This is a genomic window from Bosea beijingensis (assembly GCF_030758975.1).
Lineage (GTDB): Bacteria > Pseudomonadota > Alphaproteobacteria > Rhizobiales > Beijerinckiaceae > Allobosea > Allobosea beijingensis.
This window is the reverse complement of the sequence record NZ_CP132359.1, coordinates 1820083-1841952: the sequence shown is the minus strand read 5'-3', so window position 1 is coordinate 1841952 and position 21870 is coordinate 1820083. Positions and strand designations below refer to the sequence as shown.

At 65.9% G+C, this 21870-nt stretch carries 24 protein-coding genes; 14 read left to right on the top strand and 10 right to left on the bottom strand.

Annotated elements, in window-relative coordinates:
* Positions 1-70: 70 nt before the first annotated feature.
* The gene (tyrS, locus tag Q9235_RS08955) at positions 71-1324 is read right to left on the bottom strand and encodes a tyrosine--tRNA ligase (RefSeq protein ID WP_306226476.1); all 1254 of its coding nucleotides are present in this window, start codon (positions 1322-1324) and stop codon (positions 71-73) included.
* A 94-nt stretch (positions 1325-1418) separates the two neighbouring features.
* Positions 1419-1646, bottom strand: coding sequence for a YjiS-like domain-containing protein (locus Q9235_RS08950; protein WP_306226475.1), 228 nt, complete (start codon positions 1644-1646; stop codon positions 1419-1421).
* Positions 1647-1767: 121 nt separating this feature from the next.
* On the opposite strand from Q9235_RS08950, the gene gcvA reads away from it, so the two are divergent.
* Positions 1768-2718 (top strand): transcriptional regulator GcvA, encoded by a 951-nt coding sequence (gene gcvA, locus Q9235_RS08945; RefSeq protein WP_306226474.1) that lies wholly within the window; start codon positions 1768-1770, stop codon positions 2716-2718.
* Between the two features lie 10 nt (positions 2719-2728).
* On the opposite strand, the gene Q9235_RS08940 is transcribed toward gcvA, so the two are convergent.
* Positions 2729-3400, bottom strand: coding sequence for an alpha/beta hydrolase (locus Q9235_RS08940; protein ID WP_047577045.1), 672 nt, complete (start codon positions 3398-3400; stop codon positions 2729-2731).
* A gap of 290 nt (positions 3401-3690) precedes the next feature.
* On the opposite strand from Q9235_RS08940, the gene Q9235_RS08935 reads away from it, so the two are divergent.
* The 9 genes from Q9235_RS08935 (at position 3691) to Q9235_RS08895 (ending at position 11663) form a co-directional block, all read left to right on the top strand.
* A complete protein-coding gene (locus Q9235_RS08935; RefSeq protein WP_306228174.1) occupies positions 3691-4896 on the top strand; it encodes a cysteine desulfurase family protein in 1206 nt (401 codons plus the stop codon).
* Positions 4897-4956: 60 nt separating this feature from the next.
* Positions 4957-6429 carry a Fe-S cluster assembly protein SufB gene (sufB, locus tag Q9235_RS08930; RefSeq protein WP_306226473.1) on the top strand — a complete coding sequence of 491 codons (1473 nt, stop codon included), beginning with the start codon at positions 4957-4959 and terminating at the stop codon, positions 6427-6429.
* Positions 6426-6716, top strand: a complete 291-nt coding sequence (locus Q9235_RS08925) for a hypothetical protein (protein ID WP_306226472.1) — start codon at positions 6426-6428, stop codon at positions 6714-6716. The genes sufB and Q9235_RS08925 overlap by 4 nt, the downstream gene beginning before the upstream one ends.
* Position 6717: 1 nt before the next feature.
* Positions 6718-7470 carry a Fe-S cluster assembly ATPase SufC gene (sufC, locus tag Q9235_RS08920; protein WP_061967769.1) on the top strand — a complete coding sequence of 251 codons (753 nt, stop codon included), beginning with the start codon at positions 6718-6720 and terminating at the stop codon, positions 7468-7470.
* Positions 7470-8819 carry a Fe-S cluster assembly protein SufD gene (gene sufD / locus Q9235_RS08915; RefSeq protein WP_306226470.1) on the top strand — a complete coding sequence of 450 codons (1350 nt, stop codon included), beginning with the start codon at positions 7470-7472 and terminating at the stop codon, positions 8817-8819. Before sufC ends, sufD begins: the two co-directional genes overlap by 1 nt.
* Positions 8819-9028, top strand: a complete 210-nt coding sequence (locus Q9235_RS08910) for a tautomerase family protein (protein ID WP_306226468.1) — start codon at positions 8819-8821, stop codon at positions 9026-9028. Before sufD ends, Q9235_RS08910 begins: the two co-directional genes overlap by 1 nt.
* 4 nt (positions 9029-9032) lie before the next feature.
* Positions 9033-10271, top strand: coding sequence for a cysteine desulfurase (locus Q9235_RS08905; protein ID WP_306226467.1), 1239 nt, complete (start codon positions 9033-9035; stop codon positions 10269-10271).
* Between the two features lie 15 nt (positions 10272-10286).
* Positions 10287-10670 (top strand): SUF system Fe-S cluster assembly protein, encoded by a 384-nt coding sequence (locus Q9235_RS08900; RefSeq protein WP_257734816.1) that lies wholly within the window; start codon positions 10287-10289, stop codon positions 10668-10670.
* Positions 10671-10772: 102 nt separating this feature from the next.
* Complete coding sequence (locus Q9235_RS08895) at positions 10773-11663, top strand: PhzF family phenazine biosynthesis protein (RefSeq protein ID WP_306226466.1); 891 nt, start codon at positions 10773-10775, stop codon at positions 11661-11663.
* Here the strand turns inward: Q9235_RS08895 and Q9235_RS08890 are convergent.
* Positions 11658-12014 carry an MmcQ/YjbR family DNA-binding protein gene (locus Q9235_RS08890; RefSeq protein ID WP_306226464.1) on the bottom strand — a complete coding sequence of 119 codons (357 nt, stop codon included), beginning with the start codon at positions 12012-12014 and terminating at the stop codon, positions 11658-11660. The two genes, Q9235_RS08895 and Q9235_RS08890, sit on opposite strands and share 6 nt — an antisense overlap.
* Positions 12015-12019: 5 nt before the next feature.
* On the bottom strand, positions 12020-13087 hold the full coding sequence (locus Q9235_RS08885; RefSeq protein ID WP_306226463.1) for a malate/lactate/ureidoglycolate dehydrogenase: 1068 nt from the start codon (positions 13085-13087) through the stop codon (positions 12020-12022).
* 231 nt (positions 13088-13318) lie between these two features.
* Between Q9235_RS08885 and Q9235_RS08880 the strand changes: the two genes are divergently transcribed.
* The gene (locus Q9235_RS08880) at positions 13319-13708 is read left to right on the top strand and encodes a HesB/IscA family protein (protein ID WP_306226462.1); all 390 of its coding nucleotides are present in this window, start codon (positions 13319-13321) and stop codon (positions 13706-13708) included.
* Positions 13709-13711: 3 nt separating this feature from the next.
* On the top strand, positions 13712-14074 hold the full coding sequence (locus tag Q9235_RS08875) for a TfoX/Sxy family protein (RefSeq protein ID WP_306226461.1): 363 nt from the start codon (positions 13712-13714) through the stop codon (positions 14072-14074).
* On the opposite strand, the gene Q9235_RS08870 is transcribed toward Q9235_RS08875, so the two are convergent.
* Complete coding sequence (locus Q9235_RS08870; protein WP_306226460.1) at positions 14034-15092, bottom strand: GGDEF domain-containing protein; 1059 nt, start codon at positions 15090-15092, stop codon at positions 14034-14036. The two genes, Q9235_RS08875 and Q9235_RS08870, sit on opposite strands and share 41 nt — an antisense overlap.
* A gap of 185 nt (positions 15093-15277) precedes the next feature.
* Positions 15278-16753, bottom strand: a complete 1476-nt coding sequence (locus tag Q9235_RS08865; protein ID WP_306226459.1) for a DEAD/DEAH box helicase — start codon at positions 16751-16753, stop codon at positions 15278-15280.
* Positions 16754-16915: 162 nt separating this feature from the next.
* Here Q9235_RS08865 and Q9235_RS08860 point away from each other — a divergent pair, with 162 nt between their 5' ends.
* Entirely contained in the window at positions 16916-17611 is a 696-nt protein-coding gene (locus Q9235_RS08860) for an alpha/beta fold hydrolase (RefSeq protein ID WP_306226458.1), read from the top strand.
* 149 nt (positions 17612-17760) lie between these two features.
* On the opposite strand, the gene Q9235_RS08855 is transcribed toward Q9235_RS08860, so the two are convergent.
* The 3 genes from Q9235_RS08855 to parE form a co-directional block, all read right to left on the bottom strand.
* Positions 17761-18021, bottom strand: coding sequence for a hypothetical protein (locus tag Q9235_RS08855; protein WP_306226457.1), 261 nt, complete (start codon positions 18019-18021; stop codon positions 17761-17763).
* A 101-nt stretch (positions 18022-18122) separates the two neighbouring features.
* Positions 18123-19064 (bottom strand): LysR family transcriptional regulator, encoded by a 942-nt coding sequence (locus Q9235_RS08850; RefSeq protein ID WP_306226456.1) that lies wholly within the window; start codon positions 19062-19064, stop codon positions 18123-18125.
* A gap of 156 nt (positions 19065-19220) precedes the next feature.
* Complete coding sequence (gene parE / locus Q9235_RS08845) at positions 19221-21302, bottom strand: DNA topoisomerase IV subunit B (protein WP_306228172.1); 2082 nt, start codon at positions 21300-21302, stop codon at positions 19221-19223.
* A 280-nt stretch (positions 21303-21582) separates the two neighbouring features.
* Here parE and Q9235_RS08840 point away from each other — a divergent pair, with 280 nt between their 5' ends.
* Positions 21583-21780: a hypothetical protein gene (locus Q9235_RS08840; RefSeq protein ID WP_306226455.1), complete on the top strand. Its 198-nt coding sequence runs from the start codon at positions 21583-21585 to the stop codon at positions 21778-21780.
* Positions 21781-21870 lie beyond the last annotated feature (90 nt).

Here is a 21870-nt window from a genome sequence, read left to right as displayed (position 1 = left end):
TCCCGTGCGCGGTGCAGCGCGCAGCGATGCGCCGCAGATACGGGACGGCGACAGCGCTGTCGCTGCGCCCTTACTCCGGCCGCAGCAGGATATGCTTCTTCTTGCCGAAGGAGAGCTTGATCACGCCTTCCGACGTGAGATCGCCGAGGCCGAGCGCGGCGCGCTCGTCCGTCACGACCGCATCGTTGACACGCAGGCCCCCGGCCTTGACCTGACGACGCGCCTCGCCGGTCGAGGGTACGAGCCCTGCCTTCACGAAAGCGGTGAGCACGCCGATGCCCGGCTCGATCTCGGCCCGCGCGATCGCGACGCTCGGCAGGTCGGCGGCAAGACCGCCTTCCTCGAAGGTCTTGCGTGCCGTTTCGGCTGCCGCCTCGGCTGCCTCGCGGCCATGCACGATCGCGGTGATCTCGGTGGCGAGGATCTTCTTCGCCTCGTTCAGTTCCGCTCCGCCGAGCGCGGCGAGCCGGGCGATCTCGTCCAGCGGCAGGCGCGTGAACACCTTGAGGAAGCGGCCGACATCGGCGTCCTCGGTGTTGCGGAAATACTGCCAGAAATCATAGGGGCTGAAGACATCGGCATTGAGCCAGACCGCGCCGTTGGCGGTCTTGCCCATCTTGGCGCCGGACGAGGTCGTCAGCAGCGGGGTCGTCAGGCAGTAGAGCTGCGGGCCGCCCATCCGGTGCGAGAGGTCGACGCCGTTGATGATGTTGCCCCACTGGTCGGAGCCGCCCATCTGCAGGCGGCAGCCATAGCGGCGGTTGAGCTCCGTGAAGTCGTAGCCCTGCATGATCATGTAGTTGAATTCGAGGAAGGACAGCGACTGTTCGCGGTCGAGCCTCAGCTTCACCGAATCGAAGGAGAGCATGCGGTTGACCGAGAAATGCCGGCCGACATCGCGCAGGAACTCGACATAGTTCAGCTTCAGCAGCCAATCGGCGTTGTTGGCCATCATCGCGTCGGTCGGCCCGTCGCCGTAGCGCAGGATGCGGCCGAAGACCCGCTTGATGCTCTCGATATTGGTCGCGATCTCCTCGACGGTCAGCAGCTTGCGCTGGTCGTCGCGGAACGAGGGATCGCCGACCATGGAGGTGCCGCCGCCCATCAGCGTGATCGGGCGATGGCCGGTCTCCTGGAACCAGTAGAGCATCGTCAACGAGATCAGGTTGCCGATATGGATGCTCGTCGCGGTCGCGTCATAGCCGACATAGGCCGTCTGGGTTCCCTGCCGGCACAGAGCATCGAGGCCCTCCGCATCGGAGACCTGATGGATGAGGCCGCGCTCGTCGAGAACGCGCAGGAAATCGGACTTGTAGGTGGTCATGGCGGCTTGCGATCTGATGGAGGTCGTTGTGCCGTCGTCTAGAGCATCGGGCCGAAAAGTGGAAATCGCTTTTGCGGCAAAGGCGCTGCCGGCCTCAGCCGGGAATACGGCCAAGCCAGATATCGGCGGTGTCACGCGGGCGCGGCGGCTCGACGATGTCGCGAACAAGCCCGAGATCGCAGAGCGCGCGTTCATCCAGCGTCGCGAGATGGTGCTGAGTGCGTTCAGTGGCCAGGTGGCGCTGCCAGAGAGCGATCAGGCCGTGCAGAAGGGACGAGCCGCCGGATGTCTCCAACGGCGCCGCGTGGGAGGCGCAGGTCATGGTGGTATCCTCTTGGAGGCGGGCGCTACCGCCCGCTTTGTGAGGATGAATCTGAGCCAGACGGGGCGCGGCGACAAAGCGGAAGATTGTCACCTGTCATAAACAGGGCTTATGCTTCGGCATGCCCTCGCATCCGCCGCCGCCCAAGCTTCCGCCCCTTGCCGCGGTCCGCGTCTTCGAGGCCGCCGCACGTCACCAGAACTTCACCCGCGCCGCCGAGGAGCTCGGCATGACGCAGGCGGCCGTGAGCTATCAGATCCGTTTGCTGGAGGATCGCGTCGGAGCGCCGCTCTTCCTGCGCCAGCCGCGCCAGGTGGTGCTGACGGCGATCGGCCAGCGCTTGGCCGGCCCTGTGAGCAAGGCGCTCGCCGATATCGGGACGGTCTTCCGTGATATCTGCGAGGAGAACCAGACGGTCCTGACGATCTCGTCATTGCAGACGATGGCGATCACCTGGCTGTCGCCGCGACTGGCGCAGTTCCAGATGGAGAACCCGCAATTCGCGGTTCGCGTCCGGACCTCGCAGCATCTGGTCGACTTCACCACCGAGGCCGTCGATCTGGCGGTGCGCTATGGGCCGGGTTCATGGCCGGGCGTCACGGCGGAGAAGCTGTTCGATTGCCACTATGCGCCGCTGTGCTCGCCGGACCTGCGCGAGCGATTGCAATTGCGTGAGCCGGCGGATTTGTTGCGGGCGCCGATGCTCAGCGCAGAAGAGGGGGCGTGGAAGGACTGGTTCGCCGATCTCGGCCTCGACATGCCCCGGCCGGGCGGGCGGACGATGTCGCTGGAAATGCAGGCGATGAGCGTGCAGGCCGCGATGCGCGGCCATGGCGTCGCGATGGCGGTGCCGGAGCTCTTCGCCTACGACATCGCCGCCGGGCGGCTCGTCTATGCGGTCGAGCACGCGGTCCGGGACGAATGGGCCTATTGGATCGTCTACCCGACGGAGCGCCAGCGCGAGCGCAAGATCAGGCTGTTCCGCGACTGGATCCTGGCGGAGGCGCGGGCAGCGCAGATGACGCTGCCCGTCATGGCATCGAGCCGGGGGCTGACCCACCCGTCTCCTTGAGCAGGCAGGTTCAGGCCTGTTCCTGCTCGGTCTTGAGGATCTCGGGGCCGACCTTGGCGTCGAGATAGGCGCCGACCTGGCTCATCAGCACATCGACCTTGCCGTCGAAGAAGTGGTTGGCGCCGTCCACGACCGTATGCTCGATCTGGATGCCCTTCTGGGTCTTCACCTTCTCGATCACCGCCATCACCTCCTTGACCGGGGCGACGCGATCCTCGGAGCCATGGACGAACAGGCCGGAGGACGGGCAGGGCGCCAGGAACGAGAAGTCGTAGCGGTTGGCCATGGCTGCGATCGAGAGGAAGCCCTCGATCTCCGGGCGGCGCATCAGGAGCTGCATGCCGATCCAGGCGCCGAAGGAGACGCCGGAGATCCAGCAGCTCTTGGCCTCGGGGTTCAGCGCCTGCATCCAGTCCAGCGCTGCGGCAGCGTCCGAAAGCTCGCCCGCGCCATGGTCGAAATGGCCCTGGCTGCGGCCGACGCCGCGGAAATTGAAGCGCAGTGCAGAGAAGCCGCGGTTCACGAAGGTATAGAACAGGTTGTAGACGATCTGGTTGTTCATCGTCCCGCCAAATTGCGGGTGCGGGTGCAGGATGATCGCAAGTGGCGCACCGCGCTTCTTCGCGGGCTGGTAGCGACCCTCGATCCGGCCTGCCGGCCCGTTGAAGATAACCTCTGGCATCGTCTCACCGCTTCTTGCGGCAGTGCCGGCGCGGGCGGGCAGAAAGCGGGCGAATGCCCGCTCGAAACCCGGCCACCCTTGACGGCGCCACCATGCGCGCCCTAGATGAAGGGCGCTTAGAATAGTTCTAACAGCCGTGAACAAGTCGAGAACAAAACGGTGGATCGCCCGAGCGAACCGCGTTTCGACCCTTCCGGCCGGTTCGGATGGGCGGCTATAGCACGGCGCACAGGTGCGATTTCAAGCATTTCGTATCGACGTGCGCCAAGAACGAGGATGGAGCAGGCAGGATCGTGACGGCCGAACGCGCCTATCTCGACCATAATGCCACGACCCCGGTGCGGCCGGAGGTGGTGGAAGCGATCGCGCATGCGCTGACGCTGCCGGGCAACCCGTCCTCCGTTCATGGCGAAGGGCGCGCCGCGCGCGCCGCCATGGAGCGGGCGCGCGAGCAGGTCGCGAAGCTCGTCGGCGCCAAGGCCTCTAACGTCGTCTTCACAAGTGGGGGCACCGAGGCGAATGTCGCGGTGCTCTCGCCCGGACTGATGGATTGCGATGGCGGCCGCGACTGCGTACGGACGCGTGCGACACTTCTGTTGCACAGCGCGACCGAGCACGCCTGCGTGCGTGATGGGCATCGTTTCCCGGCTGCCTCCGTCGAGGCAATTCCCGTTGACGAGAATGGGCTGGTCGATCTCGCCTGGCTGGATGCGCGACTGGCGCGCTTCGTCGCCGAGAAGCCCGGCGCGCGGGCGTTGGTCTCGATCCATCTCGCCAATAACGAGACCGGGGTCATCCAGCCGATCGCCGAGGCGGCCGCGATCGCGCATCGCCATGGCGGCCTCATGCACAGCGACGCCGTGCAGGCGGCCGGCAAGATCGCCATCGATATCGCCGCGCTCGGCGTCGATGTGCTGACGCTTTCTGCCCACAAGATCGGCGGGCCGAAGGGCATCGGAGCGATCGTCTTCCGGACCGGCGCGCTCGAACTCTCCGACAAGCCGATGCGCGGCGGCGGTCAGGAGCGCGGCTGGCGCGCCGGAACCGAAAACCTGCCGGGAATCATCGGCTTCGGTGCTGCGGCCGAGATTGCAGGCAAAGTTCTGGCCGAGGAAGCCGGCCGGCTTGCCGGCCTGCGCGATCGCCTGGAGGCGGGGCTTGCGGCGCTGTCGCCTGAGACGGTGATCTTCGCTCAGGCCGCGCCGCGCCTGCCCAATACCAGCGCTTTCGCGACGCCGGGCCTCAAGGCCGAGACCGTGCTGATCAAGCTCGATCTCGCCGGTGCGGCGCTCTCGTCCGGCTCGGCCTGCTCTTCGGGCAAGGTCAAGCGCTCGCATGTGCTCGATGCGATGAAAATCGACCCCGCCATGAGCGCAGGGGCCTTGCGGGCCTCGCTCGGATGGACCACCTCCGAGGCGGATATCGACCTCTTTCTCGCAGCCTACGAAAAGCTCGTGGCTGCGCAATCCGATCGGAGCGCCAAGGCTGCCGCCTGAAGCGCCCCGCAACACGAAGACCAAACCGGCGGGCCTTGAACCCGCACTGGAGACTGAGAAATGGCAGCGGTCCAGGAGACCATCGATCAGGTCAAGTCGATCGACGTGACCGAGTACAAATACGGCTTCGTCACGGAGCTGGAGGTCGAGAAGCCGGCCAAGGGCCTCACCGAGGACACGGTCCGCTATATCTCGGCGCGCAAGAACGAGCCGGAATGGATGCTGGAATGGCGGCTCGACGCCTTCCGCCGCTGGAAGACCATGACCGAGCCGACCTGGTCGCGCGTCAATTATCCGCCGATCGACTACCAGGACCTGTACTATTACGCCGCGCCGAAGAAGGGCGCCTCGCCGCAGTCGCTCGACGAGGTCGATCCGGCCATTCTCGAGACCTACAAGAAGCTTGGTATCCCCCTGCGCGAGCAGGAAATCCTGGCTGGCGTTGCTCCTGAGAACCGCGTCGCGGTCGATGCTGTGTTCGACTCGGTCTCGGTGGTCACGACCTTCAAGAAGGAGCTGGCTGCGGCCGGCGTGATCTTCTGCTCGATCTCGGAGGCCATCCAGGAGCATCCCGAACTGGTGAAGAAGTATCTCGCGACCGTCGTTCCGGTCACGGACAACTATTTCGCGACGCTGAACAGCGCGGTCTTCACAGACGGTTCCTTCGTCTACATTCCCAAGGGCGTGCGCTGCCCGATGGAGCTGTCGACCTATTTCCGCATCAACGAGCAGAATACCGGCCAGTTCGAGCGCACCCTGATCATCGCCGACGAGGGTGCCTATGTCAGCTATCTCGAAGGCTGCACGGCGCCGAAGCGCGACGAGAACCAGCTCCACGCCGCGGTGGTCGAGCTGATCGCGCTCGACGATGCCGAGATCAAGTACTCGACCGTGCAGAACTGGTTCCCCGGCGATGCCGAGGGCAAGGGCGGCATCTACAACTTCGTGACCAAGCGCGGCGACTGCCGCGGCAAGAACTCGAAGATCTCGTGGACGCAGGTCGAGACCGGTTCGGCGATCACCTGGAAGTATCCGTCCTGCATCCTGCGCGGCGACGGCTCGCGCGGCGAGTTCTACTCGATCGCGGTGTCGAACGGCATGCAGCAGGTCGATAGCGGCACCAAGATGCTGCATCTCGGCAAGAACACGACCTCGAAGATCATCGCCAAGGGCATCGCGGCCGGCAAGTCGGACTCGACCTATCGCGGCATCGTCTCGGCCCATCGCAAGGCGACCGGCGCGCGCAACTTCACCAATTGCGACTCGCTGCTGATCGGCGACCAGTGCGGCGCGCACACCATCCCCTATATCGAGGCCAAGACCGCGACCGCGATCTTCGAGCACGAGGCGACGACGTCGAAGATCGGCGAGGACCAGATGTTCTACTGCCAGCAGCGCGGCCTCTCCGAGGAGGAGGCGGTGGCGCTGATCGTCAACGGCTTCGTCAAGGAGGTGCTGCAGCAGCTTCCGATGGAATTCGCTGTCGAGGCGCAGAAGCTGATCACGATCTCGCTCGAAGGCTCCGTGGGGTGAGCAAGCTCGAAAAGCTCAAGGCCGACCACGCAACCGCTCACAGACGGGCGGGATTGTGGCTCTGTGGGGTCTTGGGCTTCGGAGCGCTGGCTGCTTACGTTCAAGCCGAGTTCGGAAGCGCTTATGGAGTGACGCTGGCGATTGCACTGACTCTGGGCTGTTTGCTTGGAGCCATAGTTTGCGCCGCGCGTGAACATGAAGCGTTCAAAAATCTTTGGCTTGAGGCCGGCTTAACGCCGGCTGAAATCGAAAAAAAATGGCACGAACTTCATCCACCAGGTGGTTAAAATGCTCGAAATTCGCAACCTAGTCGTCAAGATCGCCGACGAGGACAAGCAGATCCTCAACGGCCTGAACCTCACCGTGAACGACGGCGAGGTCGCCGCCATCATGGGGCCGAACGGTTCCGGCAAGTCGACGCTGAGCTATGTCATCGCCGGCAAGGAGGACTATGAGGTCCTCGACGGCGAGATCCTGCTCAATGGCGAGAACGTGCTGGAGATGGAGGCCGATGCCCGCGCCGCCGCCGGCATCTTCCTCGCCTTCCAGTACCCGCTGGAGATCCCCGGCGTCGCCACCATGACCTTCCTGAAGGCCGCGATGAACGCGCAGCGCAAGGCGCGCGGACAGGACGAGCTCCTGACCCCGGACTTCATCAAGCAGGTCAACGCTGCCGCCGACAAGCTCGGCATCGCCAAGGACATGCTGCGCCGGCCGCTCAATGTCGGCTTCTCCGGTGGTGAGAAGAAGCGCATGGAAATCCTTCAGATGGCTCTGCTTTCGCCGTCCATGTGCATCCTCGACGAGACCGATTCGGGCCTCGACATCGATGCGCTGCGGATCGTCGCCGAGGGCGTCAACGCGCTGCGTGACAAGAACCGCGGCTTCCTCGTCATCACCCACTATCAGCGCCTGCTCGACCATATCGTGCCGGACACCGTCCACGTCATGTCGAAGGGCCGGATCGTGAAGACCGGCGGCAAGGAGCTGGCGCTCGAGCTCGAGAAGTCGGGCTACGCGGCCTATGGGGAGGCCGCCTGATGGCCATCGTCACCCCGCTGAAGACGGCTGCCGAACAGCAGCTCGTCCAGCAATATGCCGACAGCAAGGCCGAGCTGCCGGGCGGCCCGGCCGTGCGCAAGCTGCGCGAAGACGCCTTCGCCGGTTTCGAGGCCAAGGGCCTGCCGCATCGCCGGCTCGAATCCTGGCGCTATACCGACCTGCGCACGCTGATGCGCGAGGCGCGCCCGCTCGCTGGTGGCACTGCCGTCACGGCGGCGGTCAAGGCTCGCCTTGCGGCGCTGAAGCTCGACGGCCTGCGCCTCGTGCTGGTCGATGGCATCTTTGCGCCGGAACTCTCGACGCTCGACGCGATCCCCGAGGGCGTTTCGGTGCAGTCGCTCGCCGAGGCGCTGGTGTCGCCGCGCGAGGACCTGACCCGCATCCTTGCCGGTCCCTCGGTCGGCCATGACGACATGGGCCTCGCGCTCAACACCGCGCTGATGCGCGACGGCGTCTTTATCGAGATCGCCGAGGGCGTCGAACTCGGCGAAAGGATCGTGATCGTCTCGCTGGCTTCCGGCGAGGAAGAGCGGGCGGTGTTCCATCGCTCGGTCGTGCTCGCCGGCAATGGCACCAAGGGCACGATCGTCGAGGTCAGCGAGGCGGCCGGTAGCGCCGCGCAGCAGATCAACGGCGCCATCGTCTTCGAGGCCGGCGACGAGAGCGAGATCCAGCATGTCCGCATCGTCACCCGCCAGCAGGCGGCGACGGTCGAGGTGCAGAGCCTGCTCGCGACGGTCGGCGCTCACGCGAAGTTCGATTCCTTCGCGCTGATCTGCAATGCCGGCACGGTGCGCCAGCAGCATTTCGTCCGCTATGCGGGCGAGCACACCGAGATCGGCCTGCGCGGCGTCAACCTGATCAACAAGGCGCAGCATTCCGACGTCACGCTGATCGTCGACCATGAGGTGCCGCACGGCACCAGCCGCGAGCTGTTCAAGACGATCGCGGGCGGCGAGGCGACGGGCGTGTTCCAGGGCAAGGTCATCGTGCGGAAATATGCGCAGAAGACCGATGGCGGCATGAAGAGCAACGCGCTGCTGCTCAACGACGGCGCCTCGATGTACAACAAGCCCGAGCTGGAGATTTTCGCCGACGACGTGGTCTGCGGCCATGGCGCGACGGTGGCGCAGATCGACGGCGATCAGCTCTTCTACCTGATGGCGCGCGGCCTGCCGCGTCCGCAGGCCGAGGCACTGGTGCTGCAGGCCTTCGCCGGCGAGGCGGTCGAGTTCATCGCCGATGAGGATGTGCGCGATCTCGTGATCGGCGAAGTCGAGTCGTGGCTGAAGGCCCGCGAGGCCGCTTCCGAGGTGAGCACCGTCTGATGCCCTACATCAATCTCCAGATCACCAAGGGCGCCTCGCGCCAGCAGAAGGCGCAGATCGTGAAGGAGTTCACGGAGACGCTGGTCAAGGTGCTCGGCAAGAACCCGCAGAACACCCATATCGTGATCCAGGAGATCGAGCGCGAGGATTGGGGCCATGGCGGCGAACTCGTCGCCGACAAGGCGCCAGTCACGTCCGGAAAGGCCTGAACCGATGAACGCGCTGGCGAAGCCCTACGACGTCCAGGCGATCCGCAAGGATTTCGCGATCCTGAGCCGGGAAGTCTATGGCAAGCCGCTGGTCTATCTCGACAACGCCGCCTCGGCCCAGAAGCCGGAAGCGGTGATCGAGGCGATGACGCGGCTGATGCGGGAGGACTATGCCAATGTCCATCGCGGCCTGCACTATCTCGCCAACGCGTCGACGGAAGCCTATGAGGCGGCTCGTGAAAGTGCGCGCCGCTTTCTGAATGCCGCGCATCTGGAGGAGATCGTGTTCACGCGCTCCTCCACCGGTGCGCTCAACACGGTAGCGTCCTCGCTCGGGCGTTACCTGAAGATCCAGGAAGGCGACGAGATCATTCTCTCGATCCTGGAGCACCATTCCAACATCGTGCCCTGGCACTACTGGCGCGAGCGCCATGGCGCCGTGATCAAATGGGCGCCGATCGACGAGGACGGCAATTTCCTTGTCGAGGAATTCGAGAAGCTGATCACGCCGCGCACCAAGGTGGTGTCGCTGACCCAGATGTCGAACGCGATCGGCACGATCATCCCCATCGCCGAGGTCGCCGCGATCTGCCGCTCCTATGGTGTTCCACTGGTGGTCGATGGCAGCCAGGGCGCCGTGCATCTGCCGGTCGACGTGCAGGCGCTGGGCTGCGATTTCTACGCCTTCACCGGCCACAAGACCTATGGGCCGACCGGCTCCGGCATTCTCTGGGGCAAGAAGGAATGGCTCGACAAGCTGCCGCCTTACGAGGGTGGCGGCGAGATGATCGTCACCGTCAGCGAAGACAGTGTGACCTATAACGACCCGCCGCACCGCTTCGAATCCGGCACGCCGGCGATCGTCGAAGCGGTGGGCCTGGGCGCCGCGCTCGACTACATGATGGCGCTGGGCCGCGAGAACATCGCGGCCCACGAGGCCAAGCTCGGCGCCTATGCGATGGAGCGGCTCGGCGAGATGAACTCGATCCGCATCTTCGGCAAAGCGCGGGAGAAGGGCGCGATCGTCGCCTTCGAGATGAAGGGTGCCCATGCCCATGACGTCGCGACCGTGATCGACCGTGCCGGTGTCGCAGTGCGCGCCGGTACCCATTGCGCCATGCCGCTTTTGGCACGATATGGGGTTACATCGACCTGCCGCGCTTCCTTCGGGCTCTACAACACGCTCGAAGAGGTGGACAAGCTGGTCGATGCCCTGCGGAAGGCCGAGAGCCTGTTCGCCTGACCGGGATTTGAAGAGATGACCGACAGCGTCGCCGAAGACATCAAGCCGAACGCCCCTGCCATGGGCACGGGCACCGCGCTGCCGCCGGAAGAGATCGACCGGCTGACCGACGATATCGTGGCCGCCCTCAAGACGGTCTACGATCCCGAGATCCCCTCCGACATCTACGAGCTCGGCCTGATCTACCGCGTCGACATCGCCGACGACCGGCAGATCACGATCGACATGACGCTGACCGCGCCGGGCTGCCCGGTGGCCGGCGAGATGCCGGGCTGGGTCGAGAATGCGGTCGGCGCCGTGCCGGGCGTCGCCGGCGTCACCGTCAACATGACCTTCGACCCGCCCTGGGATCAGTCGCGGATGTCCGACGAGGCCCGCGTCGCGCTCGACATGTGGTGAGTGACTGCGATCCCAGTGATGGATCGCATCTCATCGCTTCATTGGTGCTGAGCCCGCCCGGCTGGCAGGAATAGGCGCGTCATCCGTTGCCGGAGCCTTGCCATGTCCAACTTTCCCTACGAGACCGTCGACGTCTTCACCGACCGCCCCTTCGGCGGCAACCAGCTCGCCGTCTTCACCGATGCGCGCGGGCTCTCGGACGCACAGATGCAGTCGCTCGCGGCCGAGATGAACTATAGCGAGACGACCTTCGTCCTGCCGCCGGACGACCCGGCCAATGACGCGCGTGTCCGGATCTTCACGCGAAGCCATGAGATGCCTTTCGCCGGTCACCCCAATGTCGGCACTGCCTTCGTGCTCGCCCGCCATGGCCGCGACCGCGGCGGAGTCCTGCGCTTCGAGGAGATCGCCGGACTGGTCGAGGTCAAGGTCGCGCGCGATGCCGCCGGCACGGTTATCGGTGCGACGATTGCCGCTCCGCAGGCCCTGACAAAGAGCATCGAGTTGCCTGCCGACGCGATTGCGGCCTGCGCCGGCCTTTCCCCCTCCGATATCTTGGTGACGAACCACCGGCCGGTGCGAGCCTCGGTCGGCGTCTTCTTCGTTCTCGCCGAGGTCACACTGGAAGCGTTGTCGCGCGCCACGCCGGACCTGAGCCGTTTCCGGGCCGTGCGCGACAGCACGCCGGGGCTGGAGGGACGTTTCTCACTGTTTCTCTATGCGCGGGACGGCGCCAGCGATATCCGCGCCCGGATGTTCGCGCCGATCAGCGGCACCTGGGAGGATCCGGCGACCGGCAGCGCCAGCGCCACGGTTGCGGCCCTGCTGCTCTCGCTCGGTGACAAGCAGGACGCGAGCTTCACGCTGACGCAAGGCGTCGAGATGGGCCGGCCCAGCCTGCTGCATCTGACCGCGCGGCGCGGCGAGGACGGCATCCGCGCGACGGTCGGCGGCTCCTGCGCCCAGATGTTCCGCGGCGAAGCGCTGCTATAGCCCCAGCTCTGCCCGCCCCCGCTTCGTCAGCCCGGTGGCGACGAGGCGGTGACTCTCGGCAAGGTAATCCTGCAAGGCATCATCCGGCATGCTCTCGCCGGTGAGCCACTGGATCCATTTCATGCCGCGCGAGGCGAGATAGGGCGCGGGCCTGAGACCGGGCTGCTCGCCGAGGATGTCGAAGGCCATCGGCGAGCATTTGAAGGACACGGCCATCTCGCCGTCTTCCTGCTGCCGGCCGATGGCGAAGACCTTGCCGCCGACCTTCCAGACGTCGGCGCCACCCCATTGCACGACATGGGTGGTGGCGGGCAGCGAGGCGCAGAAGGTGTTGTATCCCGCGGGCGACATGGAGCTCAGTAGCTCTCGGCGTCGATGCCGTGCCGCTTGGCGGCTGCGACGATCTGCGACCAGGTCTCGTCGTCGAGCGGAATACCAGCCGCCTGCCGCTCGATCCTGACCTTGCGCTCCTTGTCGCCGGGCGCCAGCACCGGATTGTCAGGGTCCATCGGCTTGGCGGCCCGGACGAAGGCGAGATAGCTCTCGGTGCGGCTGCGGCGCAGCTCGGCGTCCGGCTCCAGCCGGGCGGGGTCGATGAGCACGCCGAAGAGCGAGTTGATGATCCAGCTCTTCTGCGGCTTCTGGTCGATCCGGGCGCCGCCCATCAAGCCGGCCGACAGCAATTCCGCGATCAGCGCGAGGCCGGCCCCCTTGTGATCGCCGAAGGGCAGCAGCGCACCCAACGGGTGGTCGGGGCTGGCGAAGACATGGGTCGGGTCGGTGGTCGGGCGGCCTTCTCCGTCGATGATATAGCCCGGCGGCACCTGTTCGCCCTTGTTGAGCGCAACGCGAGCCTTGCCATGGGCCATGCGGCTGGTAGCGAAGTCGAGGACGAGCGGATCGCCACCAGGGATGGGGATGCCGATCGCATGGGGATTGGTACCGAAGCGGGCTTCCTTTGCCGCATAGGGCGCGACGATCGGCGGCCGGCCGGCGACATTGACCCAGAAGAACGAAATCAGCCCGGCCTCGGCGGCAATCTCTGCATAATGGCCGATGCGGCCGATATGATGGGAATCGAGCAGGTTGAGGATGGCGACGCCGCCGGCCTGCGCCATCGTGATGGCCCGGTCGACCGCGTTACGAGCGCTGGGTTGGCCGAGCGCCACATTGCCGTCGATGATCAGGAAGGGCGCAGTATCCACGCGCGTTTCCGGGCGCGCCCGAGGATCGAGATGACCGTCCTTCAATGACTGGAAGTACAGCGGCACCGCGCCGACACCGTGACTATCGTGGCCGCTGAGATTGGCGAGCACGAGATGCTCGGCGGTCTCTTGCGCCTCGTCCTCGGTCCAGCCGGCCTTCACGAGCATGTCGCGGACGAGAGCGTGCAGCGATTCGGGGCGATGCAGACGATGCGCCATGGGTTTCCTGCCGTTTGGGAGAGGTCTTGTTGGAAGAGGTCTTAAAGCCTCGGGGTTCTCAAGCGCCAGAGTGCATGAGCGGGGCCGTTCCGCAATGCTTAGGGCGGGCAGGGGGCGGATCGCGGGCGCATGGTATGCCGGCGGCATCTCGACGAAAGCCCTGTCGATCCCTATGTTACCGGGAACAATCTTGCTTCACCGGGCCTTGAACCCGGTCGAGGAGGGAAACCGATGTTTTCGATACCGGGCCTCAAGGTCATTTCGCTGACCGACGCCGCGGCGGCCCGCATCCGCGAGATCATGGCGCAGTCCTCCGGTGGGGACGCCCCGGCGCTCGGCCTTCGGGTTGGCGTCAAGAAGGGCGGCTGCGCCGGCATGGAGTATACATTCGAGATTGCGCGCGCGCTCAGCAAGGGCGACGAGGTGGTGACCGACAAGGACGCGACGGTGGTGGTCGATGCCAAGGCCGTGCTGTTTTTGCTCGGCACCGAGCTCGACTTCAAGACGGACCGGTTCTCCTCGACCTTCGTCTTCAACAATCCCAATCAGGTCTCGGCCTGCGGCTGCGGCGAATCCGTCGAGATCAAGCCGCGCAACGAGAGCGCGCTGACGGCGCCCTGAGCCATGCAGGCGGGGGAGCTCGAAGCCTTCTTCGCACCGGTTCTGGCCGTACGTACGCGCCGCATGTTTGGCGGAATCGGCATTTATGACGGCGATGCCATGTTCGGGCTGTCAGCCGCTGGCCGTGTTTATCTGAAGACGGATGATGTGACACGGCCGCTGTTTGCAGAGGCCGGCAGCGAGCCGTTCCGGATCACGATGCGTGGTGCTGTACGCGAGACCAGCTACTGGAGCTTCCCGGAAAGCGCGCAGGACGACACCGAGGCTCGCGCCAAATGGGTGTCGCTCGCACGGGAGGCCAGCGAGCGGGCAGCCGTGCGCAAGTTCAAGCCACGCGGCTCGCCGTCTCCACGACATCCTCGGTGACGGTGCGGTTGCGGCCGTCGCGCTTGGCCTGCATCAGGGCCTGATCGGCCCGGTCGACCAGGGAACCGGCCGTATCGCCGCGGCGGTAGCTGGAAACGCCAAGCGAGATGGTGATGCGGCCGAGATTTTCGTTGGTCGAGCGCTTGATCAATTCGCGGGTCAGCAGCGCCTGACGGACCGTCTCGGCGCCGAACTTGCCGGCGATCAGGTCGGCCTCCGGGAGGATGATGGCGAATTCCTCGCCGCCGAAGCGGGTGATGATCGCCTTGTCCTTGAACTTGTCTTTCATCGTGCGCGCGACAAGGCGCAGCACCTGGTCGCCGGTCAGGTGGCCATGCGCATCGTTGAAGCGTTTGAAGAAATCGATGTCGGCCATGACCAGCGCGAAGGGCTCGCGCCGCAGCGTCGCCTGATCGATCGACTTCTGCAGCATCTCCTCGAAATGACGGCGATTGGCGAGACCGGTCAGCGGGTCGGTGAGGGCCTCGGCGCGGGTCGATTCCAGCGCCTCGCGCAGGTTGCGGATCTCGTTGGAGCTGTTGCGCAATTCCGCCTCGAGCTGCGCCTTGCGCGTGACTTCCTCGCGGGTCGACATCACCAGCGCCTCGACCCATTCGCGCAGCTTGTGCCGGTCCGTCGACGGCGGCACGTCCTCGGACATGGCGCAGAGACGGCCGTGATAGAGCTCGCTGGAGCCTAGCGCCTTGTCGACCAGCCCCATCATGGCGTCGATCTCGCCGAGCACCTGAAGGCTGGTACGCTCGGCCTGGCGCGAGAAGCGCTCGGTCGAGATGAAACGTTCGTAAAGGCTGTCGATATCGGCGGCGGAGACCTTTCCGTCGCTGCCGGCAAGGATCGCGTTCATCGCGACGCTGACAGCCGGAATCTCGCCGCTGAGATGGGCGTACCAGACCTCGAAGGCGCGGGGATAGCTCGGCGAGCCATGCTCTCGCATCGCCGCGACGACGCGCTCGGCGAGATCATCAGTGCGGGCGGGAACCGAAACAAGGTCGTCCATGCCTTCGCCATCCGGTATGAAGCCGGTTCGCGGCCTTCGGCCACGACAGCTTCGATTGACACAATCGAAGCGGGACATCCTGTCCGTATCTACGGCGGCATGCGCCCGTCCGCCGCGACAGTCAGCCCGTCACGACGAAACGAAATCTAGAGCGATGATGTTAAAAACGGGTTGATGCCGTAACGTTATCCGACGCGTGCCGGGCGGAGCAGGAAGGCCGGGACGTGATCGCCCAGCCCCTTCACCTGCGGACCGTCATCATCGTCGCGGCCATGCGAGCCGCGCCCGCGGCGGGGGGCGTCCTGGTTCCGCGCGGCAGGCGCGGGCGCAGCCGTCTCGGAATCCGGCCGGATCGGCACACGGCGCGGCTTGCGCTGCGTGTCGGCGACATTCTCGTCGGCATCCGGCCGCGAGGCACCGGACTCTGCGCGCGCGCCTCGCTCGGGCCGGCCGCGGCCGCCGCGCGAGGAGGAGCGCTTGTCGTCGCGGCGGCCGCCGCGACGCTCGTCGCGCGGCTCGCCCGGAGGCAGGGCGTCGAGGCCGGGGCCTTCGAAGGCGATGGCCTGGCCGGTCAATTTCTCGACGGCCGAGACGAGCTTGTCGTCATGGCGCGTGACGATGGTGAAGGCGGTGCCGAGGCGGCCGGCGCGGCCGGTGCGGCCGATGCGGTGGACATAGTCCTCGGCATGGGTCGGCACGTCGAAATTGAAGACATGGCTGACGGCCGGGATATCGAGGCCGCGCGCCGCGACGTCCGAGGCGACGAGGATCGGGTTCTCGCCGGTGCGGAAGGATTCCAGCGCCGCCATGCGGGCATACTGGTCCATGTCGCCATGGAGAGCGACAGCCGGGAAGCCATGACGCAGCAGCGATTTGTGCAGCGTCGCGACATCACGCTTGCGGTTGCAGAAGACGATGGCGTTCTGGAGATCCGTCGCGCCCTTGATCAGCTTGCGCAGCGTCTCGCGCTTCTCGAAATCCTGGGCGTTCGAGGCGATCAGGCGCTGGGTGATGGTCGCGGCTGCCGTCGCAGGACGGGAGACTTCGACGCGAACCGGATTATGGAGGAACTGCTCGGAGATGCGGGTGATTTCCGGCGGCATCGTCGCGGTGAAGAACAGCGTCTGCCGGGTGAAGGGCACGAGCTTGCAGATGCGCTCGATATCCGGGATGAAGCCCATGTCGAGCATGCGGTCGGCCTCGTCGATGACGAGGAGCTCGACGCCGGTGAGGAGCAGCTTGCCGCGCTCGACATGGTCGAGCAGGCGGCCGGGCGTCGCGATCAGCACGTCGACGCCGCGAGTGATCTTGGCATCCTGGTCGCCGAAGGAGACGCCGCCGATCAGCAGCGCGACCGAGAGCTTCTGGTTGACGCCGTAGCGGACGAAGTTCTCCTCGACCTGCGCCGCGAGTTCGCGCGTCGGCTCCAGGATCAGCGTGCGCGGCATCCGGGCCCGGGCGCGGCCGGTTTCCAGGATGGTCAGCATCGGCAGCGTGAAGGCCGCGGTCTTGCCCGTGCCGGTCTGGGCGATGCCCAGAACGTCCTTGCGGGCGAGGACATGCGGAATGGCCTGGGCCTGGATGGGGGTCGGCGTGCTATAGCCTGCAGCCGTGACGGCCGTCAGAACCTTTTCGCTCAAGCCGAGTTCGGCAAATGACATCGCGTATGCTGCTTCTTCTGGGTCGGTGAAACGCGGCGGGATGACCTGCTCAACCACCACGTTGGCGCGACGACAGTTCCTGCGCGCCTTCGGACCCGTGTGGAATGCAAAGAAAACGCGGCAAAGTCAATCATCTAGCCCTGGAAGGACCGTTATTACCTCATGAAGGAGCCGCTCGTTCTCGTTCCCGGCCTCAGTTGCAATGCCGAACTCTATGCTCCGCAATGGCCAACACTTGCCGATGGACGCCTGATCCTGGTCGCCGATCACGCCCGCGACGACACGCTGTCAGCCATCGCGAAACGCCTGCTGGCCGCCGCTCCGCCGCGTTTCGCGCTGTGCGGCCTGTCGATGGGCGGCTATGTCGCGTTCGAGATATTGCGGCAGGCGCCGGAGCGCGTGACGCGGCTCGCGCTGCTCGATACCAGCGCCAAGCCGGCGACGCCCGAGACCAATGTGCCGCGCGAGCAGATGATCGCGCTGGCGGAGAAGGGCGCCTTCGACAACGTCACCACGCTGCTCTGGCAGAAGCTGGTCGCGCCGGCACGCCTGACCGACGAGCCCTTGCGCCTGCTGGTACGACGTATGGCGGACGAGGTTGGAGCGGATGGTTTCGTGCGCCAGCAGAAGGCGATCATGAAGCGACCGGATTCACGGCCGGTTCTGAAGGGGCTGCCGATCCCGGTGCTGGTGCTGGTCGGGCAGGAAGACGAGATAACCCCCGTCGCGGAGGCGCAGGAAATGGCCGGTCTCGCCGGCGGCGTCGCGCGGCTCGTGGTCGTGCCCAATTGCGGGCATCTCTCAACGCTCGAAGCGCCCGAAGCGGTGACGGCGGAATTGCTGCGCTGGCTTGGCTGATACGATTGTCATTCCGGGGCGCGTCGCAGGCGCGAACCCGGAAGCCACGACCGGGCGAGGGGTCTGGAATCAGCTATTTGAGGTCTCACCCCGTCGTGGGTTCCGGGTTCTTCGCTACGCGAAGCCCCGGAATGACAAGGTGGTTCTGATCAGCGCGGCAGGGCGCAAGGATCGAGCTTGGTCGCGTTCGCCGTCTGGCCGATCGAGCCGGTGACCATCGGATCGACCAACTGGCGCTGCGAGGCGGCGAGGCTGACCGCGGCCATGCGGTCCTTGTCGAGCGGGGCGGTCTGGCTCGACAGGAAGTTCGCGGCGATCACCGACAGGAAGGCGACGGCCGCGCCGGCCTTGGCGATGTCGGCGGCGATGGTGCCGCGATTGTTCTTCCAGAACATCTCGATCAGGCGCATGGCGCACTCTCCACGGCCCGTGACATCACGAGCTTTGCGGCAGCATGCGCCCACAGCAGTAAAAGGATGGTTAGCCAAGTCTTGCGGGATTACCGACGACTTTAACGATCGCCGGTCTGCTCGACGGCCCGGCCTGCCAGGAGAGCCTGGCGTTCCTTGAACAGTTTGCGCAGGGCGGCGAGCACGGCGGCGACGCCGGGCCTGCGGCGCGAGACCTCGTGCGAGACCAGGAAGATGTCATCGCCTGTCGCCTCGGGCGGGGACTGGAGGCGGCGCAGGCCCGGATCGGCATCGCCCATGAAGCAGGGCGCCATCGACAGCGCCCCGGCCGAACGGATGCTTTCGTAGCGGGCAGCGGAATCGCCGACGCGCGCGGCGATCGGCCGTCCTGCCGCATAGGCCATGATGTAGTCGTCGATCCGCGAGGAGGTTTCGCGATTGACCGAGATGATCGGCGCGGTCGCGGGATCGACGTCGCGACGGACATAGAGCGCCTGCATCAGGCGCCCGACCTTCTGGGCGTAGTGGCCGGGCTCACCCGGGACCCTGGTCATGCGCAACGCGATATCGGCCTCGCCGCGGGTCAGGTCGAGTCGGTTGCGCGTGCTGATGATGACGATCTCGACTCCGCCGGCAGCCTGCGAGATCGCGGTCGCATTCATGGTCAGGAGCAGGCTGATCGAGGTTGTGGCTGTGATGCGGACGGGGGCATCGGCCTGCGGGCGGGCTGCATCGGCACGGATCGCGAAGCGTTTGGCGGCCGCCTCGACGAGGGCGGCCTCTGTCGCCAGCTCCATGCCTATGGAAGTCGGCACGAGCCGGTTGGCCTCGCGCATGAAGAGTTGCAGGCCGAGCTCGGTCTCGAAAGCCTTGAGCCGGCGGGCGATGGTCGCTTCGCTGAGGCCTAGCTGCGCCGCCGCCACGGCCATCGACCCGCCGACGGCGATGGCGTTGAAGATCCGGATGTCGTCCCAGGACGCCTGTCCGGCCGGCGATGCCAGTTCACCGTCGCGTCGAGATGGAGGGGAAGCAGGCTCGCCCATGCCGTCAGCGGCCAGTCCCAGGTGGAGCGGTGTCGGCGGTCATGGCGGTCCGGGAGGTGAGGAGGGTTCGACATGCGCGAACCCTGCCGGGAAACGTTGCGCTAGGCAGCCCGCCGGGCGTGAGCCCCAGCCCTGCAAACATGCAGGGCTCGTTCGTCACAGGTCGATCAGTTCGCCGGCAAAGGCGGCGCGTTCCTGGATGAAGACGAAACGCGCCTCCGGCTTGTTGCCCATCAGGCGCTCGACCGTGTCGGAGGTTTCTTCCTTTGCCTCGTGGTCGACCATGACCTTGAGCAGGATGCGCTTGCTCGGGTCCATGGTGGTTTCCTTGAGCTGGGCCGGCATCATTTCGCCGAGGCCCTTGAAGCGCGAGATCTCCGGCTTCTTGCCCTTGAACACGGTCTCGATCAGCTCGTCCTTATGGGCGTCGTTGCGGGCATAGATGCTCTTACCCCCGTGCTGGAGCCGGTAGAGCGGCGGCACGGCGAGATAGAGATGGCCCTTCTCGATCAGGCGCGGCATCTGGCGCCAGAAGAAGGTGACGAGCAGCGAGGCGATATGGGCGCCGTCGACATCGGCGTCGGTCATCACGATGACCTTCTCGTAGCGTAGGTCGTCCTCGCGGAACTGGGTGCCGATGCCGCAGCCGAGCGCCAGGATGAGATCGGCGAGCTGCTGGTTCTGGTTCAGCTTCTCGCGCGTCGCATTGGCGACGTTGAGGATCTTGCCACGCAGGGGGAGGATCGCCTGATTGGCGCGATTCCGCGCCTGCTTGGCCGAGCCGCCGGCCGAGTCGCCCTCGACGATGAAGAGTTCCGAACCGGCCGCGCCCGCATTCGAGCAATCGGCGAGCTTGCCGGGCAGGCGCAGCTTGCGCGTCGCGGTCTTGCGCGAGACTTCCTTTTCGAGACGGCGGCGCAGGCGCTCCTCGGCGCGGTCGACCGACCAGTCGAGCAGGCGCAGCGCCTGCTGCGGGGCGGCTGCAAGCCAATGGTCGAAGGCGTCGCGGATCGCGTTCTCGACGATGCGATGGGCTTCCTGCGTCGCGAGCTTGTCCTTGGTCTGGCCCTGGAATTCCGGCTCGCGGATGAAGACAGAGAGCATGGCGGCGCAGGTCGCCATGACGTCGTCGGAGGTGACCTGCGCCATGCGCTTCGACTGGCCGATGCGCTCGGCATGGTCGCGCAGGCCGCGCAGCAGGGCGATGCGCAGGCCTTGCTCATGGGTGCCGCCCTCGGGCGTCGGGATCGTGTTGCAATAGGACGACGAGAAGCCGTCCTCACCGGTCGCGAGCCAGGCCACCGCCCATTCGAGCGAGCCGTGGCTGCCTTCCCGCGTGATCTTGCCGGAGAAAATCGGCTCGGCGACGAGGTCCTTGCCCTCGATCTCACGGCCGAGATAGTCGCGCAAGCCGCCGGGGAAGCGGAAGACCGCCTCGGCTGCGACGTCGCCCTCGGGCTTCAGCAATGCGGGCGCGCAGGTCCAGCGGATCTCGACGCCGCCGAAGAGATAGGCCTTCGAGCGCGCCATCCTGAACAGGCGGGCCGGGGAGAAATGCGCACCTTCGCCGAAGATCTGCGCGTCGGGATGGAAGCGCACCCGGGTGCCGCGGCGGTTGGCGACCGCACCGACCGTCTCCAGCGGACCCTGCGGCAGGCCGCGCGAGAATATCTGGCGGTAGAGCGTCTTGCCGCGCGCAACCTCGACCTCGAGCCGGTCCGACAGCGCATTGACCACGGAGACGCCGACGCCATGCAGGCCGCCCGAGGTCTCATAGGCCTTGGAGTCGAACTTTCCGCCGGCATGAAGCGTCGTCATGATGACTTCGAGCGCCGACTTGCCAGGGAATTTCGGGTGCGGATCGACGGGGATGCCGCGGCCATTGTCGGTGACAGCAAGCGAGCCGTCCTCGAACAGCTCGACATCGATGAAGGTGGCGTGGCCGGCCACCGCCTCGTCCATGGCGTTGTCGATCACCTCGGCGAAGAGGTGATGCAGGGCGCGCTCGTCGGTGCCGCCGATATACATGCCGGGCCGGCGACGGACCGGCTCCAGCCCTTCGAGGACCTCGATCGCCGAGGCGTCGTAGCCGGCCTCGGACAGCGTGCCGTTGCGGGCAGGGGCAGCCGATGCCGGCGCTGCCTTGGGGCTCGCGGCGGGGACGCGCGCTTCCGGCCGGGGGCTTGCCGCGTCGGGCCGCTCCGGTTCTCCGCCGAAAAGATCGCCGTTATCCGCCATTGCCAACCGATTCTTCCTGATTCGCGACTGTGAACTCTAGCGCATTGCGGGCCGCCATGCCCTGTCAGGGGCAGCTTATAGACACCTCATCCCTGGATCGGAACCGCCTTGCCGAAGGGGTGTGCATTCCCGTCACATCCTTGTCGCCTGCACGCGCAAGAGCGAGCTGGAACAGACCTGTTCAGGCCACGTTAACCATCCATGCCGAGGATGATCAGCACGGTCAGGCCTATGCGTATTTCTGCAATGCGCTATGATCGGTCTACAGGGGGAGAAGGCCGTGGCGTCGCGTCAGTCAGTGCCGGTTGCGGGTATCGCGGGCTTGCAGCGTGCTGCACGCCTCGCCGGTGAATCCTTCGGTCATGAGGATGTCATCGGCAAGCCCCTGGCGATTGCCGATCCGCATGCCTCGCGCTGGCTATGGTGGCTCGCGGCGGTCGCTGCTTCCGCCGGGCTGGCCGTTCTGCATTTCTCCTGAAAACACCGCTCACGCAGCGCGGAAATGTCAACCTTTTTGCCTTAGGCCTGTGGCCGGAGGGCAATGGGATGCGCCGCATCATCTTCAGGA